Here is a 19,922-nt window from a genome sequence, read left to right as displayed (position 1 = left end):
AACGGAGGTCTGGGTACAGATCTCCGTTTTTTACTCTTTTTACAATTAGATATGAAAGTCAAAGTTTGATTCTAAAGATATTTTTATTATTCTTTTCTATCCGAAACTCAACTTTGCTTATGATAAAAAAGCTTTCCCTCTGATCGCCAGAAGCACGCCACAGCGTTTTTAGAAATCCATCCGCAAAATACCGAAGATGGAATTGCTGTTCGTGGTTTCGCCGAATTCCCCGGCATAGCTTAAGGTGAAGCTGGCATCCCCTAGGCCGATAGTCACGCCCAGTTCCGGAGCTAGACGATTGGAGTCATTTTCCGTGGTTACCTGTGCCGAGGTGGTGGCCAGATACTGGAGTACGGTGATGTCGTTGCTGCCCAGTGAGTGGATTACTCCAAGTCCCGCGTAGGGTGTGATAAGGGTGTCATCCATCTGAATGTCATACTTGACGTGCACGCCCAGAATTCCGTCAGCAAATGTTGTGTCCAGATCCTTGTAGGAGACCGCGTTGGTGGCACCGGTCTCGCTGAATCCGTCCCGATGCAGATGGGTTATGTTCAGTCCGATTCGCGGTGCAATCTCCCAACCCTCGGCCGGACTCCAGTGATAGATGGCCGTAAGCTGATTCGTGATCAGCATGGAGTCGTAATCTCCCTCGGCAGTCTGTGACAGACCTGCATTACGGTAGGATTCGTGGGTTGCGTAGGTTGTGCTCAGCGTATCGCTGAAGGTCCAATCCATGAACCTGTATCCTCCGTACAATCCGGCTGTGTATAATTCCTGATCTTCGTAATCGTCGGAAACAAAATTCGACCCGCTGAAATCGATCCGGCCTGCGCCGATTCCGGCCATAAAACCGAACACCCAGTTCTCGCCGAATTTGCGGTCCACGCCTATTTCCAGCCCTCCCATATAGGAATCATAGCCTTCGTTATTCGAATCGCCGTCTCTGGAGCCTCGGCTGAATACCGGCTGAAGGTACATTCCCCAGGTTGTTTCCGGTTTGCGGGGGTTAAGCAGCCCGGCCAGCGAACCGCTGGAGGCGACCAATATCTCTTTGTCGCTGTCCTGCCCGCTGTCCGCCAGCATGGTCAGGTTGCGGCTCTGGGCCACATTGGCAAAGGCCTGAGCCGAGGCCAGCGAGGCGGTGGCGGCCAGAGAGGATTCGTCATCATGGGGCGAAAAAGAGGTGGATACGGTTACTGTGCCTGAGGCATCGCTGTCCGTGCGGGTTACCGTGAAATTGGGGTTGCCGGAAACCACGGACGTGGTGCTAAGTGACGTGCTGGCGGAAAGAAGCTGCGAGGTCGTGCCTACTGACTCGGCTGAAGTATCTACTTCAAGCGTGCCGTCAATAGTCGCTGTTGCAGCCGTAACGCCGGCCGTGCTTTGCCCGTAGGCCGCAATGCTCAGTGTTCCTCCGGAGGCCACAGTGAGACTGGTTGTACTCAGATTTGTGTTACTGTCTGTGATCAGTTCGGCGCCTGAATAGATATTAATGGAATTAAAGACGGAACCACTGGAGCCTGAGCCCCAGATCCAGTTTGTGGAGGTTTCTCCATCGCCCACCTCCAGATTTTCAATGTTGCTGAAGAGTGAAGAGGTTGTGCCAGAACCCAACAGTGTTAATGTATCGGTCCCTGCCCCCAGATCGACCTCGCCGGTCAGGCTTGCTCCCGAACTCAGAGTCACTTTGTCGTCGCTGTTCCCGGTTTTTATGGCATAGGCTGTGCCGCTGCTTGCGGTGGCCTTGATTGTCCCCGTGATATACAAATTGGCCGCGCCGTCGGCGTACAGGGCATATGCCCCGGTTGCGCCTGTTGCCTCCACCGTGCCGGAAATCCGCATCGCCGTGTCCGTACTGCCGCCGTTGAGTGTGCCGGTCGAGTACAGCCCATAGGCGGTGCCGTCGGCCGATGAAACATTTACCGAGCCGGACAACGTTCCGATGCCGATGCTGTCGGCATAAAGTCCGTAGGCGGGCGCTTTGCCGGGCGTATAGGCATATGAGTCTGCGGTGTTATACTCACCGCCCAAGGACGTGGCTGTAACGCTTCCGGACAATGTCCCGATGCTTATGTCACCAGTCGACATCCGTATGCCGTAGGCCGGACCGTCGCTTGAAGTCGCGCTAATCGTACCGGTCAATGAACCAATTGTTATTTTCCCGTTATCCGAGTCCAGGCCATAGGCTGTAGCGCCGCTTTCATAGGTAAAGAGAGATACTCCGCCGCTTGAGTCCACTCCGTTGTTGTACATGTATCGACTCGTCGTAACTGTCCCGGAAGCCGTGGCACTCACTGTTCCGGACAGGGTCGTGATATTTGCGAAGTTGGAGTGTATGCCAACGGCGTTCCCGTTGGATGCCGTGGCGCTTACTGTTCCGGACAGGGTTGTAATATCCAATACACCTACTCCGTTATCACCGTTGGTCCATATGCCGGAAGCCCCGGCGTTGGTGCCCGTTGCGGTTATTGTCCCAGACAGGGTGTTGATAGATACATAAGCACCATCATCGTCATCCGTAGCGTACAGGCCGAAAGCCTGATTGGCATCTGTGGCTGCCGCATTCACTGTTCCGGCCAATGTGGTTATGCTTATATCCGAGGCGTACAGGCCGCAGGAATAGGCGTCAGTACCTGATGCCGTGGCACTTACCGTGGTGTCGGCCCCCAAAGTACCGATGGAGAGCAATGAGTCGGAGTCAGGATAACCATAATTGGCATAAAGGCTGTATGCATTGGAGGAAGAGGACGTCACGGAATACGTTCCGCCCGTAAGGTTAATGGTCTCTGCCGACGGGACCAGCAAGGCATAACTCGGACTGTCCGTTGCTATTGCAACGGCAGGGGAGCCGAAAGCCAGCATAAAAATAAAAATGAACGCAATATGCCTAAGCCGGCAGCACCCGGAAATTTTCTTCACTTTCTTTCTCTTCTATTCTTCAATCATGGTGTGATTCTGCGCGGCCGGGGAATTTTCTGAGCATGCACAGGACGACGTGTGCCCGCACCTGAATCACCTTCTTTGGAAAAATATAACAATACACAGGGATATTTATTAAAAAAATTTTCTATAACGGGGTATGGCGGAGATGTCTGTCCGCCAAATAGCTTACAAATGGTTTTGAGCTTACTTTGTTAACCGGACACGATTAGTCCTGTGGCTGAAATGTAAGAGTTGTCATCCCCGACGATGCCTGCTCCCGTTCTATCCGGTTCATCAAATCCAATAAGCTCTGCTGTAATTCGTTCATGGCTTAATCCTCTATGTATAAAGCTGCGTCCCCGTGCATGGTTGTTGTCGGATGGATTCTCACGCCCTTGGGAAATATGAGATATTTCAGTAATAACTTCTGCTTTTATAGCGGCTTCGATGGTACTCAGCTCGTGTCTCGCGGATGTCCACCATCTCCTGCATCTCCTCCTGCGCATGCACCATGATGGGGGCGGCTATGATCTGATTTTTACGCATCTACCAACTCAGATAATTTCAAATTTTATTTTTAAATCGGCTGGTAAGCCTTCCAATACAAACTGTTTTTATGTAAAAAATCATAAACAGTTATTCTCCTTGAGAATCAATATAGACATCGCACTAACTTTATTTGCAGGAGGGGGGCATGAACGAATCTTTCAGACTTGAAATCCAGGGGCCGGATGCTGCGGAGGCTGCTGCATCCATACAAATGGCCGTAAGCGAAATATTTGGCGGTGAGCCTGTGCTGAGTGAAGTAGTGCGGGAAGCTGAAAATGATGCTCTGAAAACTGATGTGGTGGATTATGTAATCATCGCCCTGGCCATTCCTCCCGCACTGGTGGCAACAATCGACCTTATCAACAGGTCCAAGGTGGTTGATAAAATCAATAGGATTAAAAACATGGTCGGTAAGCTTGAAAAGAGCTTGCCTGAATTTGATATTAATTTCGTTATAGGCGGTGTGGCCTTCAATCTGAAAAAGGCCAAGTCGGAGGATTTGGCATCTGCCATGGCTGAAGAACAGGGAAGGAAAAACAATGACTAAACCTTACCTTGAAAAAGTCGGGGATACAGTCAGCGCCTATTGGGAGGGGATGAGCGGTCCTGTTGCACTTGAAGGTGAATATCCGCTTTTTGAAAAATGGCAGGATCAGTACCAGACCCTTTACCGGACTGACTCGGCGGCAGATGAGTATAAAGAGCTTGGCAGCGCTATGCTTGCATGGCTTAAGGAAAAAGGACTGTGGGCACAGCTTGCGAAGGGGGTGCGGCATAAGGGTTTTCTAGAGATAAGGGTTTCGCCCGATGAATTGCGCTGGGCAGAAAAGGATCAAAAAGTTCAAGACGCATGTGCGCATACCCGGATTTTTCTGGATCTGCCGTGGGAAATTCTGGCTGAGAATGATTTGTATCTGGCCGCCCATTCCGGGACTCCATTCTGCCCCATCCGCAGGATTGGTAAACCTAATGGGAATATTGCCTCCCCATCACCTTACCGCCTTAGCATGGCCTTTATGGCCGCCTCTCCAAGCGATGTACGGACGGTGCTTAATTTCGAGCTTGAAGAATCCGCCATTCTCAGGGCTACTCGCGACAAGAACCTTGAACTGGTAGTGGAGGAAAGCGGAAATCTGGATCAGTTGTCTGAAACAATAGGTGATATGTACAGTAACCTTCCCTCCGGACACAGGGGAATGGATGCTTTGCACCTGTCCTGCCACGGTCGGGCAGATAGAGTTGCTGAACCGCTGTTGCTGCTTGAAAGCGAAGTCGGTACGGAAAAAACCGTTACGGCGAATAAATTTTTATCCGCCCTGAGCTTGCACAAGCCCAGGCTGCTGTTTCTCTCAGCATGCCAGAGTGCCAAATCCGCGGCAAATGCTGTTTCCGATTCAATGGCTTTAGCCTGTGTAAAAGAGGGGATGCCTGCCGTTATCGGTTGGGGTGAATCCGTATATGATTCCCAGGCATCGCTTTTTGCGGCCAACCTTTACAAATTCCTCTCCAATAATGGAGACCTGGAATCTTCAGTTGCCAGAGCCAGGTACAGCCTGCTTGTTCCGGAGGACGAAAGGGCACCGGCCCAAAATTGGCATTTGGCCCGCCTCTATCTGGGACCGGACGGCGGCGGGGTGCTGGCTAACGGCACAAAGGCCCGCCTTAGCCTTTCGCGCGATCATGGAGTGAAAGCCTTTCTGGATACGGATCGTCAGCAGGTCCCGGTGGCCTCACGTTTTGATTTTGTGGGCAGGCGAAGAGATATCCAGCAGATACTGGCCGAATTCAATTCCAAATCACATGCCGGGGTATGCGTTCATGGTACAGGCCGTCAGGGCAAATCCAGCCTTGCAGCCAGAATAGCCTGCCGCATGCCCAACCATGAAGTCGTAGTCGTCTATGGTCCCAAGGAAAGGGGCGGGGATCAGAGCGTTCACTATCAGGCTCATATGATTCTGGAGGCCATAGCCAAAAAGGACATGGATGGCATTGATAAAATTATGGACAGTTATCGGGAGGAAGTACGGAATAATCCGGCGCAGCTTCGTGCGGCCTTAAAGAAGATTCTGAAGAATTGCGACAATGAACAGAAGCCCATTCTGCTTGTTGTGGATGACTTCGAGCAGGCTCTGGTTGCACCGGAATCAGATGATTCGATTCATATGGTGAAGCCCGATTGCAGCCCGGCCATAGCTGCCCTTATTGAGGCCTTTGACGCACATACAGGCCGGTCCCGGCTGCTTTTTACCAGTCGCTATCGATTCTGCCTGCACAAGGACGGACGAGACCTCTGCGATAAACTTCTGTACCTGAACCTGCGACCGATGAAAGAGGAAGAAAGTAGAAAGCAGGCCTTGGCCAAGAACAATTCAAGCGGTGACAGACTGGAAAATGTTCTGGAGATGCGCATCATCAAGGCGGTTAAAGGCAACGCCGGGCTGCAGGATCGTCTGTTTCGTCTGGGAGTCGAAGATGAGGATGCCTGTATAACGGCACTGGAACACCTTGAAGCCTATATTGCCGAAGGTCGGGACCCGGAACAGGAAGTTGTGCGTGCGCATCTGGACGACATTTTTGCGAAAACAACCTTTGAACTGCTAAACAGGCAGGAGCAGGACATACTGCGATTATCGACCCTGTTCAATGTTCCCGTTGTTGACTCGGTCTTCACTAAATTTGTCCAGAACCTGAGCATCATGTCCGTGGACGATAATCCAGACAGGTGTTTTAAGCGCCTTGTGGCTTTCGGTCTTTGGGACACCATGCCGGATTATTTTGAGCCGCAGGAAGCCAGCTTCATAGCTGCTCCTCTGGCTGCACCGAGGGCATTGGGCAGTAGACAGTTTAGCGAAGAAGAAATCAGGGGTGCCATCAATGCAATTCTGCCGGATCTCCTGAGTCATTGGGGAGGAGCGGATAGATCAAAGCGCCCGTTTGCCTTTGATGAAGAGCTGTTTCGTTTGGCGATGCGTGCGGAAAATGCTGCCATTCTGAATATATGCAGCGCAGATGCTCTGCGCTCCTTAAAGGACAAGACTCATTACGTTACCCTTGCAGAAACGGCGGAGAAGGCTCTTGAAATTATACTAACCAAGACAAGACCTGACCCTGAATTACTCTATGTTGCTGCCGAGATATGCCAAGATGGAGGAAAAACCGCATCCGCTCTGGAAATGGCATATGAAGCCGTGGAAAGTTATGAAAGACGCAATAATTTGGATAATGATGATCAATTTCAATTATCGTCAGCTCGCCTACGGCTCGCTAGATTGCAGAACCAAAGTGGATATCCTGATAAGGCTCTGGAGCAGTTTAAATCAGCAAGAGATGAATTTGAGCAGCTTGGAGATGCTAGATCAAGAGCCATTACCCTTGGGGACATTGCAAAAATTTATACAAATAAGGGGAAAATTGAACAAGCTCTGGAATTGCATCGTGAAAGACTCAAAGTATATGAGCAGCTTGGAGATACTAGATCAAGAGCCGTTACCCTTGGGGACATTGCAAGAATTTATACAAATAAGGGGAAAATTGAACAAGCTCTGGAATTGATGAACGAGGCTAAACTCATATATGAGCAGCTTGGAGATACTAGATCAAGAGCCGTTACCCTTGGGGACATTGCAAGAATTTATACCGATAAGGGGAAAATAGAACAAGCTCTGGAATTGATGAACGAGGCTAAACTCATATATGAGCAGCTTGGAGATACTAGATCAAGAGCCGTTACCCTTGGGGACATTGCAAGAATTTATACAAATAAGGGGAAAATTGAACAAGCTCTGGAATTGATGAACGAGGCTAAACTCATATATGAGCAGCTTGGAGATACTAGATCAAGAGCCGTTACCCTTGGGGACATTGCAAGAATTTATACCGATAAGGGGAAAATTGAACAAGCTCTGGAATTGATGAACGAGGCTAAACTCATATATGAGCAGCTTGGAGATACTAGATCAAGAGCCGTTACACTTGGGGACATTGCAAGAATTTATACCGATAAGGGGAAAATTGAACAAGCTCTGGAATTGATGAACGAGGCTAAACTCATATTTGAGCAGCTTGGAGATACTAGATCAAGAGCCGTTACCCTTGGGGACATTGCAAGAATTTATAAAAATAAGGGGAAAATAGAACAAGCTCTGGAATTGCATCGTGAAAGACTCAAAGTATATGAGCAGCTTGGAGATACTAGAGAGAGAGCCGTTACCCTTGGGGACATTGCAAGAATTTATAAAAATAAGGGGAAAATTGAACAAGCTCTGGAATTGATGAACGAGGCTAAACTCATATATGAGCAGCTTGGAAATTTGGAAGGAATAGCTGCGACAAAATTTGATATTGCGCAGATCCATCTTGCCAGAGAAGAAGAGATACAGCCCTTGCCTTTGCTGAAAAGCTCATTTGAATTGTTTCTATCCATAGGGCGTGTTGATGGAATTTTAGCAGTAGGCCGGCGTTATGCCGATGTACTGTTTCATAGGAATGAATATGAACAGGCTCTGCCTGTACTTGATAACCTTGCAAAAGTTTATCAATCTCTGGGACAAACAGAAGAATCACAACAGCTCATGGGTGTAGCAGAGCAGATTCGTAAGGCTCTCCAACTGAACAGTTAAAAAAACGACCTGCCCGGAGCTTTATCACTGAACAAAAAATACCCCCCGTGCAATTTCATGAATTGCACGGGGGGTATTTTTTATAGAAAAATGGGGCTTATGGTGGAGGCGGGGGACATCGAATTGATGGTGTATGGTGTCGGGATTGTATGATTTTTTAGATTGGGGAAATTGGTGTACTCGTGTGGGTACTCGTGCTGAAAATTATTTTTTAAATTTTGCCGTAATAAAGTTGATTACAGCTGAGTTGGTAACGATAGCGAATTTAGCAGTGTCAAAATCAACGGGTGAATTCGAATCTTTGAGTGCATGCCTGATTCCTGCATCGTCATTAGTCCATCCGTAAAATTGGCTGATGGCTCCAGCGAGAGCTTTGTGTAAATCAAGTTGTTTTACAAGTTGTCCAAGTTTACCATTATCTTGTCCTGTAAGATGTCTTGCTAATGCTTCGACTGCGCTAATGCTTTCTTTAACTGCATTGGCATAGTCTGGATTATCTCTGTCGGAAAAAAGAACAACAGCCTTATTCATATGCAGTTTTACCGTTTCATAATTATTGTTTTGGGCTTCTTCTACTTCTTCTAGTTCTTTTTTATTTGTAATACGAACTAGCAAGCACTTTTTGTTCATTCTGTATCCTGAATTTTCTTGTTCAAGAATTTTATTCAGAATGATAATAAAAGCAATTTGTTCTTCAATTTTAGAAAAAGAAGATACTAAGATTTCTATAATGCTGTAACGTTGGTGCCATTCTAGATTTTTAAAAAAAGTACGAAAATTGTTGTGCATAAAGCTATAATATTCATCTAGTCTATGCATCTCGGTGTTAGTGAATGAAAAGGTTCCATATTCTTTTTTTAAAACGTGATGCATACGTTTTTCTATTGTTAATAATTTGTTGGTATTCAAGTATGTAAGATTATCAACACAAAGGTTGGCGAGTAAGCAACGAAGCTCATCGGTCATCCCATCTAGTTGCAAGAATTCAGGTGGGGCGGCATAACCCATGCGTTCTGAAAAAGAAGTCATAATTAAGTATCCTAATGCTTATCTGATTTGTTCGTGAAATTTTCTATAATCACTTTACCCACATAACACAACACCACCCCGCATAATCCTTCCCCGAACATTAAATCTTGCACTTTCCGGCCATGTGTACGAAATCTTCTGACGCAGCGTGTATTAATTCGGTTCTGATTATAGACACTGCTGTTATATTGTTATAAATACTAGCAAAACCAATAAGGATTTCAATGTTTGAGCAGACTTTTAAAAATATAGATGACGTTCTCTGGAAGGAAGCTGGTTGTTCCTCAGAGCTTGATTATACCGAGCAGACTTCGTGGATGCTGTTCCTTAAATATCTTGATGATCTTGAGCAGGATCGCGCCATGCAGGCTGAATTGCGTGGAGAAAGCTACGAGTTCATCATTGATGAAAAGCATCGCTGGTCCGTATGGGCTGCGCCTAAGAATGCTGACGGCAGTTTTGATCACGATACAGCCCTTACCGGTGATGACCTGATTTCATACGTTGATGAAGAGCTGTTCCCCTATCTGAAAGGATTCAAGCAGCGTGCTTCTTCGTCCGACACCATTGAATACAAGATCGGTGAAATTTTTGGGGAGATCAAAAACAAGTTTCAGTCCGGCTATTCCCTGCGGGATGCTCTGGAGCTGATGGATAAGCTTCAGTTCAAGTCCCAGAAGGAGAAGCACGAGCTTTCCCATCTGTACGAAACCAAGATCAAGAACATGGGCAACGCGGGCCGTAACGGTGGTGAGTACTACACCCCCAGACCGCTTATCCGGGCCATGATCAATGTGGTTAACCCGACCATTGGTGAAACCATTTATGACGGTGCTTGCGGTTCTGCGGGCTTCCTCTGTGAAAGTTTCGATTACCTGCGATATGGCGCGGACGGCAAAGGTGTTGATCTGAGTACCGGACAGCTTAAAGCTTTGCAGACCGCAACTTTCTACGGCAAAGAGAAAAAGTCACTCGCATACGTCATTGCCATCATGAACTTGATTCTACACGGCATTGATACCCCCAACATTTTGCATATCAATACCCTTGCCGAAAACCTTGCTGATGTTCAGGAAAAGGACCGTTATGACATTATCCTTGCCAACCCGCCATTCGGGGGCAAAGAGCGAAAGGAGATTCAGCAGAACTTCTCCATCAAGACCGGGGAAACCGCTTTTCTGTTCCTGCAGCATTTTATCAAGTACCTGAAAGCAGGCGGCAGGGCAGCTGTTGTTATCAAGAATACCTTTCTCTCCAACTCTGATAATGCATCCAAGGCATTACGGCAGGAACTTCTTGAGAGCTGCAACTTGCATACTGTCCTTGATTGTCCCGGCGGAACCTTCCTCGGTGCTGGAGTAAAAACCGTAGTGCTGTTCTTTGAAAAGGGCGCACCTACCCGCAAGACATGGTATTACCAGCTTGATCCCGGAAGGAGTCTTGGCAAGACCAATCCTCTGAATGACGATGATTTGAAAGAGTTTGTCGAGTTTCAGAAGAGTGGGAAAGAGTCTGAAAAGTCATGGACTGTTGATATCAAGGATGTTGATCAGGATTCATTTGATCTTTCTGTGAAGAATCCCAATGCGCCGGAAGAGGCTCCTTTGCGTTCGCCGGAAGAGATACTTGCGGAGATGGTGGAGCTGGATAAGGAGACCGCTGATATTTTGGGTGTTGTGCGGGGGATGTTGTGAGTTCATCAGGTAAGACACAACAGCTTGGTTCGGTATGTGAGCTTATTTCAGGTCAACATATTGCAGCAAAAGACTACAATACTTCCCGTGAAGGTATTGGATATTTGACTGGTCCATCTGATTTTGGCCACCTGAATCCTATGATTTCAAAATGGACAGAACACCCAAAAAAGACTGCTCTGGAAGGTGACATATTAATAACAGTAAAAGGCTCTGGGGTAGGCAAAACAAATGTCCTTAATCATAAAGAGGTTGCTATTAGTCGTCAGCTAGTGGCTGTTCGTGTGATTTCTGCAAATCCAAGTTATGTCTATGCGTATCTGCTGTCATGTTTTGACCATTTACAAGATTTAGCAACTGGCGCAGCTATTCCCGGATTATCTCGAAATCAAATTTTATCGCTGCCCATTGTACTCCCTCCACTCCAGGAACAAAAACGCATAGTGGCTATTTTCGACAAAGCTTTTGCGGCCATTGATAAAGCTATTGCCAATACTGAGAAGAATCTCGCTAATGCTCGGGAGTTGTTTGAGAGCTATTTGAATGGTGTTTTTGCGGAGCCGGGTGATGATTGGGAAGAAAAAAAACTTGATGAGTTAATTAAGATTACCCATGGGCATGCATTTAAAAGCAAAGATTTTGAAGTTAGTGACGATAATTCAAAACCAATTGTTTTAACACCGGGTAATTACTCCGAAGATGCTAAGTTAAAATTTAACAGCAAAAATACGAAAAGATTAATTTCTTCAATACCAGAAGGTTATTTATTCACAAAAGGCGATCTAACTGTGGTCATGACTGATTTATCCTCCAAAATGAAAATATTAGGGAAGCCTGCCATTATCGATACCAATAACATCCTTCATAATCAACGAATAGGAAAAATAATATTCAGTGAAGATAGACTGAAAAAACGTTTTTTATTTTATTTCCTTCAGTCACGCATCTTTTCAGACTCAATAAAAGCTACAGCAACAGGGACCATGGTTCGTCATACTGCTCCCAAACGAATATTGGCTAATAAAATTTGTTTTCCTAAAGATAAACAGGAACAACAAAAAATCATTGTCGAATTAGAGGAATTAAAAGCTAACGCTCAACAACTTGTATCTATCTACCAACAAAAACTAACCAACCTCCAAGACCTAAAACAATCCATCCTGCAAAAAGCCTTTGCGGGTGAACTTACCGCTTCTGCCGCGGCGGAAATGGTTGATCAACAAATGGAGAACTGATGCACCAGAACCTCAATGAAGCTGAAACCCGTGCTGAGTTGATTGATCCTGTCCTTGCTGCTTGCGGCTGGGGTAAGATTGATGAAAGCCGTGTTAAACGTGAAGTCATTACCCAAGGCCGCTTAGTTGGTGGGGGGAAGCGTGGAGATAGGGACATTGCTGATTATGTCCTTGTTTATCGCGGACAGAAGCTGGCTGTCATTGAGGCGAAGAAAGCATCTTTAGCTGATACTGAGGGCGTTGCGCAGGCCAAGCGGTATGCTGATAAACTGCAGGCTCGGTTTGCTTACTCCACTAACGGAATAGGTATCTACCGTATAGATATGGAAACCGGCGAGGAAGGTAATGTTGATTGCTTTCCTACGCCGGAAGAATTGTGGAACGATACCTTTGCGGAGGAAAACCGCTGGCGTGACCGTTTCGCGGCGGTTCCTTTTGAGGATAAGGGCGGTAGCTGGGAAGCGCGCTACTATCAGCATAATGCTATCAACCGTGCGCTTGAGGCCGTTGCAGCAGGGAATGACCGTATCCTGCTGACCCTTGCTACCGGAACAGGTAAGACCTTTATTGCGTTTCAGCTCTCGTGGAAGCTGTTCTATAGCCGCTGGAATATAAAAGAATGGCGGGACGGGGAAGAGATTACCCGCAGACCTCGGATTCTGTTTCTTGCGGATCGCAATATTCTGGCTGATCAGGCTTACAACTCATTCTCAGCTTTCCCGGAAGATGCGCTGGTACGTATTTCGCCGGATGCTATCCGTAAAAAAGGGATGGTCCCGAAGAATGGTAATATTTTCTTTACAATATTCCAGACCTTCATGAGCGGTAGGGACGCGGATGGTAATCCCGCTCCTAATTTCGGAGACTACCCGCCGGACTTCTTTGATTTTATCATCATCGATGAGTGCCACCGGGGCGGAGCTAGGGACGAAAGCAACTGGCGCGGTATTCTGGAATACTTTTCGCCTGCCGTCCAACTTGGACTGACCGCCACGCCGAAGCGCAAAGGTAACGTTGATACCTATGCTTACTTTGGTGAGCCGGTGTACATCTATTCCCTGAAAGATGGCATTAATGATGGCTTCCTTACTCCATTCAAGGTCGTTCAGATTGCTACTACGTTGGATGACTACGTTTATACCCCTGATGATTCGATTATTGAGGGCGAACCGGAAGAGGGTAAGCGTTATGGCGAGAATGATTTCAACCGTAAAATTGAGATCAGGGAACGTGAGAGCAACCGTGTGAATATCTTTATGGACTCCATTGACCAAAGCCAGAAGACGATAGTTTTCGGAGCTACTCAGGGCCATGCACGGGTGATCCGGGATCTTGTTAATCAGTGCAAATGTAGTACTGACCCGAACTATTGCGTACGCGTCGCCGCTGATGATGGTGCCGCCGGGGAGGCTTTCCTTCGTAAATTTCAGGATAACGATAAAACAATCCCGACCATTCTCACTACCTCGCAAAAGCTTTCCACTGGAGTTGATGCCCGTAACGTTCGCAACATTGTTCTGATGCGTCCGGTTAACTCCATGATCGAATTTAAGCAGATAGTAGGGCGCGGAACCCGCCTATTTGACGGGAAGGACTATTTTACTATCTATGATTTCGTAAAAGCATACGAGCATTTCAGCGATCCTGAATGGGATGGCGAACCGGTCGAGCCCGAACTGGGCACAGAAGGTCCGGGAATAGATATTAATCCTGCACGATGCTCAGTATGTGGCCATCGTCCTTGCATATGTGAGAAACCTAAATCTCCTTGCCCTAAATGCGGTGAAAATCCTTGTGTGTGCAAGAAAAAAGCAAAGATTAAGATCAAGCTTGCAGATGGCAAAGAGCGAATGATTCAGCACATGATGGCTACATCCTTCTGGAGTACTTCGGGTAAGCCGATCTCGGCGGCTCAGTTCATAGAACAGATGTATGGAGATTTGCCGGAACTGTTCAAAGATGAAGATGAACTCTGCGCACTCTGGGGCAAGCCGGATACCCGCAAGAAGCTCCTCGCTGGCCTTGAGGAAAAAGGATATGGGCAAGAACAGCTTAGAGAACTAAGCAAGATGATCAACGCTGAGAAGAGCGATCTTTTCGACGTCCTCGCATATGTTGCATTCTCCTTAGCTCCAATTAGCCGTGAAGAGCGGGTAGAAAGCCGCAAGGATCTAATTTTCCGGGAATACAATGACAAACAACAGCAGTTCCTGTCCTTCGTGCTCGCTCATTACGTATTTGAGGGCGTAAACGAGCTGGATCAGGATAAACTGCCCGACCTACTCGAACTGAAATACCAGTCTATTGGTGATGCCGTAGCAGAACTGGGAACAATTGCCGCAATCCGTGATGTTTTTGTTGGGTTTCAGGAGCGGTTGTACGTATCGATGTAGGGTTTAATTTATTCCGGCTATTGAATTTTGAAATGTTTATATAAGGGGTGAACTTCGTGGCTATTCCAGATTATCAAACATTGATGCTGCCTGTATTGAAAGTTGCGTCAGACCGAAAGGAACATAAGTTCAGAGATGCTGTAGAGTTGTTGGCAGACGAATTCTCTTTGTCTTCTGAAGAAAGAAACGAACTCCTTCCAAGTGGTAATCAGCCTTTATTCAATAACCGTGTTGGCTGGGCAAGATCATATTTAAAACAAGCAGGACTCTTAGCCGCACCAAAGCGTGGATTTTTCACCATAACTGAGCGGGGACTTGAGCTTTTAGCAACAAATCCAAGTGAGATTAATACTGAAACATTAAGTCAGTATCCCGAATTTCTTGAATTTAGAAATAGAAGAAAACCCAGTAAAGAAAAGGGGGATTCTGGGGAGTCCGAAAAGGCTGCCGAGTCTCTGCATACCCCTGAAGATGCTCTGGCATCAGCATATCAGAAGCTACGTAAAAGTCTTGAATCAGAACTGCTTACGATTGTTAAAGAAGCATCTCCATCATTTTTTGAAAAGCTGGTCGTCGATCTACTCGTAAATATGGGGTATGGCGGTAACCGTCAGGATGCAGGCAAAGCATTAGGGAAAAGTGGAGATGGCGGTATTGATGGAATTATCAATGAAGATAGGCTTGGATTAGATGTTATATTCATTCAGGCTAAACGCTGGGAAGGTCCGGTAGGTAGGCCCGAAATTCAAAAATTTGCCGGAGCACTTCAAGGCCAGCGCGCTAAAAAAGGCGTTTTCATTACAAGTTCCTCATTTACCAAAGCCGCTGAAGAATATGTCTCATTGATCGATACAAGGATCATTCTTATCGATGGAGAAAGGCTAGGCCGTCTCATGGTTGATCATAACGTAGGTGTTTCGACCGTAGGCAAGTATGAAGTCAAAAAGGTTGATTCCGACTATTTTGATAATGAGTAACGTTTTGCTTTGCGGTAATTAATGAGTTTATTCACCGCAAATAAAGACAAAAGTCATCTGTAGGGATATCTTGTTTTGGAAATAGGTTCGAATCATATTACATTGTTTATCTCGGTTATTAGTTTAGTCGTTATGTTGATTTTAGCATGGAGAGATAGGCCTAGACTCATGGTTTCCTCTGAAGCTTCAAAGGATGAAGGTGGTGATTATATCTGGTTTACAGTTCGCGCAACCAATAAAGGTAGGCGTCCTATAACTTTATTGACTCTTGTAGGGATATACTCCAATGGAGAACATCAAGGATTTTATTTGTCAGAAAAAGGGATAAAGATTGATGAAGGTGGTTTTTATGAAATTGAAGTTGGTGAAAGAATAGATGTTTTGTATACCACAAGTGTTGATGATTTTAGTGATATAACATTAAAAGATGTTTATTTTGAAAGTGCGTGTGGTAAAAAAATTAACATAAAAAATGCAAAGCATAATATAGCAAAATTAAATCTGTAAGATGTTTGGTTGACTAAAAAATTTTATTTCTTATCTTTTGTCATATTTGCCAACTATTTTATAATCACCGCAAAGTCTGCGGCAAATAGCACCTCGTTTCACCGCAAATTGTGCGGCGAATAGATCCTTTAGTTTAGTTGATGAAATGTATAAATTTTTGAAATCAAATATTTAGTTTTAAATAATCTTGCAATTTGATCAGCACATATATTAAGCCAATGTTGCCAAAGCTAAGTAAAGGGATAATCGGTTTGAATTTTTTGAAAAGAGTAATATTGCCCTTGCATACTATGGCGATACATTTTGTATAGCAAAAAATAGAAATAGGTAATTTGTTCTTAAATGCAAGCTTCAAAGAATAGTCACAAAAGTATAATATTCCAAAAAATATTAATGAGACTAAAAGTCTAGCCACAACAGACGCACTCCATCCTTCCTCAAATAAAAGTCGAATTGGTACATATAACATGAAGCCTGAGACTGTTGCACAGGATAGAATAGCATAGTTATACAATTCAATAATAAAAAAATTGTTGCATCTTATTAGATGGCCTAGCTTATATTGCTTTAAAAGTTCTTTCAAGAAGCGACAAAAACCATGGAGTAGGTATGGGATAACGAAGAAAAGAATTACATTTTCCATGCCTATGGAATCAACAATTGTATTTGAGATCGAAATTAAATTAAGCCTTAGCGATGTCTCTATTAATAAAGGCGGAATAAGAGCCCAAAATAAAATCTGTTCTAATTTTACAGGGGCAGCTTCTATCTGCTTTATGTATCTATAAATTTTAGTCAGCATAAGTTTTGCTGTTTTTTAATTATCAAATCTTCTGAGAAGAATGAAAAATATTAAGAATATCCACAGCATCACCCTGAATACGGTAGGGGATAATGTAAGGTGAGATAACAACTTCTCGTGTCATTGGAACTCGACCGGGACGGCCACTTTCTGGGAATTGTTTTAACCGCTGGCAGCCGTCCCATATGCGTTTCGCTTCGGACTCCATTACTTCTTCATCAGCTTGCTCGGCTAAATAGCGGCGGATAGAATTAAGATCTCTGATTGCGTTCTTTGTCCAATTGATTCTAGTCAGCTTCAACCTTTAATCCCCACTTTCCGAAAGCTTCTTCAACTTCGGATGCTGTCGCGAATTCGCCTCTATCGGCCTGCTCAAGGCTTTCAACCGTCTGGGCTATCTGCCATGCCTGTTCTTCAAGAAAACGCTCCAGCGCGCTTGCAACAAGAAAGGACTTGCTGCGATTTGTAGCCTTGGCAAGGGCATCAAGCTTTGATGCGGTTTCATCTGAAACTCGTGCGGTAACTGTGCTCATAGTTAACTCCTTTTAGACAATGTAGACATTGTATACATTGTAGTCAACTTCCGGCTAGAGAGCTCTTTTGCCCTAATTGTTAAGCTCTTCCTTTAGTCGCGCGGTTTCAATCAATTGCTTTTCAAATTCCTCAAGTAAAGGATTAACTTTTTGTTCTGCTTCGGTGGACTGACTGTTGGCTGCTTTCCGTCGCTCTTTGACCATTTCCTTAAAGGCTTCAAAGTCTCTACCGTTCTCGTCTTTGAGGGTAGGATCTGCTCCAAGCTTTAGAAGTAGCTTGACCGCTTCAAGTCTCTCACTCCCGTAAGCATAGTGAAGCAGGGGATGTCCCTCTATGCCGTTAACACTGAAGCCCATTGAGATGAACGCCAGCAACATTGCTTTGCAGTTCTCCGAAAGAAAGCTGTTATATACTGCCGGTAATCCTCCTTCTGAAGGCTCAGCATAAATATCAGCACCGAGAGCGACCATGGTCGTTACTGCTTCCACGGACAGACCGCAGGCCGCACGGTGTAGGGGAGGGCCGTAATTGCCATCTTCAACGGTTAAAGACGCGCCGTATTCATGCAGCATGATGATTGTTTCAGCTTTGCTCGCGTAGCATATGGGGGTGAGGTCTTCGGCGTTACGGGTATTAGGGTCTACGCCGACATCAAGCAGCAGCTTTGTGGCGTCGGTGTTATCATTTAACGCTGCGATATGGAGCAGTGAGTCTCCGTATTCAGTGATATGGCGGGGATTGCCGCCATGCTCCAGCCATTTCCATACGGCTTCTATGTCGTGTTTGCTGAGCGCATCTTCTATATTTCCTTCGTAATGATTCATTTACTGACTCCTTTACCTGCTCAATAGTTTATTAATTCCAGCTTTTAAAGTCTTTTTGCGGCTTCTGGGGTTCATAATCTTTTGGACTAGAGCTGAGCTAATTTTTCCAATTCGCTCAAAACTCGCTCCAATTCGCTCTGCAAGTCCCGGCAGCCCTGTATTTCCTTTTCCAGCTCGGTTATCTTTTGATCTTGTTCGTCCAGACGGCGTGCTTGTTCCTCTTCGATTCGGCTCAGCGCGTCCAATAAGCTCTTCTGTAATTCGTTCATGGCTTAATCCTTGAGTAAAATGGCGGGACGGTTTCCTGATTGCCAATTCTGATTCAGGCTTGTTCCGGCTGGTAGAACTATGAATCTGCGGTTGTTGTCCAGAAGGGGCGTTACTCCCCAGCTCACGAGCTTTTTCTCTATTGCCCTCTGGTGTTCTATCTTCTGGGAAAGTTCTGCTAGGTTTGTTCCCTGAAGATCTATCCAGAATAGAGTCCCCCCCACTAGGACCAGACAGCAAACGATTGTCACCGCTAATGATACTGCGACTGGGATCTTCAAGGATCGGTGCATGTCGCGGATTAAGGTTTGTTGAATTTTTGAGAGTTCTGCGGTCTCTGTTTTTATAGCGGTTTCGATGGTACTCAGCTCGTGTTTGGCGGATTTTAGAAACGCTTTTCTCAAGCTCTGCAATCCTTCTTGAATTATCAGCTTGGAGCTTTGCACTTGCTCTTCCATCTGCTCCTTCATTTTCTCGGCTAAGCTCAGCGCGTTGTTTGAATTGCTCGGCTGTCCATGAGCTTGCATAAAGTACTCCTTTTAGCCTAATGCGGCGGTTTTTTCGTTTCTGGGAAACAGTGCTGTTGTCGTTTTCTGGTAGTTCAATAGTTATATATTCTTTGCCTTGGCGCGGTACACCAAAGCCGAATTCCTCAAGAGTTCTGACGATGTCTTGCCGGTTATGAATAAGACCGGCTTCCACACCTTGAACGATCGCTTCAGTTACGGTCCGTCTTACCTCTGAAGCATTGCCGAACTTATAGCTCTGTATTGAGCTGCCCGGACTGACCAACCTTGCGCGTTTCATTTCATCAGGGCGTGCCCAGTTGTGACGACGATTGTGAAGTTCACACCATGGATTATATTGCTTCTCCCATCCCGGCGGGCAGGGATTAAGAGCTTTGTCTGATCGTAGTTCTGTGCGCGGAATTACAAAATGCATCTCATGATGGCCAGCATGGCTGTGACGCACCCAAAGGATTGAATATTGATCCGCTTCAAGTCCTGCAAAAGCGTATGATTCAAAGCTGTCCATGAGCTTTCTTTCGTCTTCAGGCGTGACCTTGTCCTCCGGAGCCCATGAGAGAACTCCGGAAGTGTATCGCCATTTACGGGTAGTGGTATCGATAAGGTCTGAGGTTAAGTCTGGATCTCCACGCAGTACTTCAGGTGGATTCTCCTTTCTTTTGGAGTCCTTTTTACCCGTCACATATTCAACGACCTTCGCCCCGCGTCCGACTCCGTGTCGGAATACTTTCATAAGCATTTGAGCTGCTCCTTTATTTCGAGGAGAGCTAGAACCACCTGTGCAGCTTCAGCATTTTTCTTATAAGTATTTGCCCAACGAGCTATTTGGTTCATGTTGTTGCCGATGCGGGCCAAGTGGATGACTTTTTGTCTTTCTGCTTTTGTTTTCCTGACTCGTGGGCGATTCAGTTTCTCGCGCACATAATCGCCTAGACTCATGTCTTCGGCTTCAGCCTGAAGCTTGAGTATTTTCTTTTCCGAAGGAGTGACACGTGTGTTCACGAACTCGGTGCGTTTCTCTTCATTATTCTTCATGGAGTCCA

Annotated in this window: 15 protein-coding genes; 7 read left to right on the top strand and 8 right to left on the bottom strand. The window is 45.9% G+C overall.

Annotated elements, in window-relative coordinates; all coding sequences use genetic code 11:
• Window positions 1-168 precede the first annotated feature (168 nt).
• On the bottom strand, window positions 169-2,919 hold the full coding sequence (locus tag ACKU4E_RS04195) for an autotransporter domain-containing protein (RefSeq protein ID WP_320169832.1): 2,751 nt from the start codon (window positions 2,917-2,919) through the stop codon (window positions 169-171).
• Window positions 2,920-3,616: 697 nt separating this feature from the next.
• Between ACKU4E_RS04195 and ACKU4E_RS04190 the strand changes: the two genes are divergently transcribed.
• Both ACKU4E_RS04190 and ACKU4E_RS04185 read left to right on the top strand, forming a co-directional pair.
• Window positions 3,617-4,018: a hypothetical protein gene (locus ACKU4E_RS04190; protein ID WP_320169831.1), complete on the top strand. Its 402-nt coding sequence runs from the start codon at window positions 3,617-3,619 to the stop codon at window positions 4,016-4,018.
• The gene (locus tag ACKU4E_RS04185) at window positions 4,011-8,090 is read left to right on the top strand and encodes a tetratricopeptide repeat protein (protein WP_320169830.1); all 4,080 of its coding nucleotides are present in this window, start codon (window positions 4,011-4,013) and stop codon (window positions 8,088-8,090) included. The genes ACKU4E_RS04190 and ACKU4E_RS04185 overlap by 8 nt, the downstream gene beginning before the upstream one ends.
• A gap of 204 nt (window positions 8,091-8,294) precedes the next feature.
• Here ACKU4E_RS04185 and ACKU4E_RS04180 read toward each other — a convergent pair whose 3' ends face one another.
• A complete protein-coding gene (locus ACKU4E_RS04180) occupies window positions 8,295-9,119 on the bottom strand; it encodes an AbiJ-NTD4 domain-containing protein (RefSeq protein ID WP_320169829.1) in 825 nt (274 codons plus the stop codon).
• A 224-nt stretch (window positions 9,120-9,343) separates the two neighbouring features.
• On the opposite strand from ACKU4E_RS04180, the gene ACKU4E_RS04175 reads away from it, so the two are divergent.
• The 5 genes from ACKU4E_RS04175 (at window position 9,344) to ACKU4E_RS04155 (ending at window position 15,925) form a co-directional block, all read left to right on the top strand.
• Window positions 9,344-10,813 carry an N-6 DNA methylase gene (locus tag ACKU4E_RS04175; protein ID WP_320169828.1) on the top strand — a complete coding sequence of 490 codons (1,470 nt, stop codon included), beginning with the start codon at window positions 9,344-9,346 and terminating at the stop codon, window positions 10,811-10,813.
• Window positions 10,810-12,048 carry a restriction endonuclease subunit S gene (locus ACKU4E_RS04170; protein ID WP_320169827.1) on the top strand — a complete coding sequence of 413 codons (1,239 nt, stop codon included), beginning with the start codon at window positions 10,810-10,812 and terminating at the stop codon, window positions 12,046-12,048. The genes ACKU4E_RS04175 and ACKU4E_RS04170 overlap by 4 nt, the downstream gene beginning before the upstream one ends.
• Window positions 12,048-14,441, top strand: coding sequence for an EcoAI/FtnUII family type I restriction enzme subunit R (gene hsdR / locus ACKU4E_RS04165; protein ID WP_320169826.1), 2,394 nt, complete (start codon window positions 12,048-12,050; stop codon window positions 14,439-14,441). The genes ACKU4E_RS04170 and hsdR overlap by 1 nt, the downstream gene beginning before the upstream one ends.
• 56 nt (window positions 14,442-14,497) lie before the next feature.
• Window positions 14,498-15,418 (top strand): restriction endonuclease, encoded by a 921-nt coding sequence (locus ACKU4E_RS04160; protein ID WP_320169825.1) that lies wholly within the window; start codon window positions 14,498-14,500, stop codon window positions 15,416-15,418.
• Between the two features lie 75 nt (window positions 15,419-15,493).
• Window positions 15,494-15,925, top strand: a complete 432-nt coding sequence (locus ACKU4E_RS04155; protein ID WP_320169824.1) for a hypothetical protein — start codon at window positions 15,494-15,496, stop codon at window positions 15,923-15,925.
• Between the two features lie 163 nt (window positions 15,926-16,088).
• Here ACKU4E_RS04155 and ACKU4E_RS04150 read toward each other — a convergent pair whose 3' ends face one another.
• From ACKU4E_RS04150 to ACKU4E_RS04125, 6 genes are all read right to left on the bottom strand, one after another.
• Window positions 16,089-16,727, bottom strand: coding sequence for a hypothetical protein (locus ACKU4E_RS04150; protein WP_320169823.1), 639 nt, complete (start codon window positions 16,725-16,727; stop codon window positions 16,089-16,091).
• A 22-nt stretch (window positions 16,728-16,749) separates the two neighbouring features.
• A complete protein-coding gene (locus ACKU4E_RS04145; protein ID WP_320169822.1) occupies window positions 16,750-17,028 on the bottom strand; it encodes a type II toxin-antitoxin system RelE/ParE family toxin in 279 nt (92 codons plus the stop codon).
• Window positions 17,015-17,260: a ribbon-helix-helix protein, CopG family gene (locus tag ACKU4E_RS04140; RefSeq protein WP_320169821.1), complete on the bottom strand. Its 246-nt coding sequence runs from the start codon at window positions 17,258-17,260 to the stop codon at window positions 17,015-17,017. Before ACKU4E_RS04140 ends, ACKU4E_RS04145 begins: the two co-directional genes overlap by 14 nt.
• Window positions 17,261-17,332: 72 nt before the next feature.
• Entirely contained in the window at window positions 17,333-18,085 is a 753-nt protein-coding gene (locus ACKU4E_RS04135) for an ankyrin repeat domain-containing protein (RefSeq protein WP_320169820.1), read from the bottom strand.
• 12 nt (window positions 18,086-18,097) lie between these two features.
• Window positions 18,098-19,618 (bottom strand): relaxase/mobilization nuclease domain-containing protein, encoded by a 1,521-nt coding sequence (locus ACKU4E_RS04130; RefSeq protein WP_320169819.1) that lies wholly within the window; start codon window positions 19,616-19,618, stop codon window positions 18,098-18,100.
• Window positions 19,609-19,914: a plasmid mobilization protein gene (locus ACKU4E_RS04125; protein WP_051249765.1), complete on the bottom strand. Its 306-nt coding sequence runs from the start codon at window positions 19,912-19,914 to the stop codon at window positions 19,609-19,611. Before ACKU4E_RS04125 ends, ACKU4E_RS04130 begins: the two co-directional genes overlap by 10 nt.
• Window positions 19,915-19,922 lie beyond the last annotated feature (8 nt).

The sequence above is a fragment of the Maridesulfovibrio sp. genome (genome assembly GCF_963677005.1).
In the GTDB taxonomy this organism is placed as follows: domain Bacteria; phylum Desulfobacterota; class Desulfovibrionia; order Desulfovibrionales; family Desulfovibrionaceae; genus Maridesulfovibrio.
This window is presented reverse-complemented; position numbering and strand designations above follow the sequence as displayed.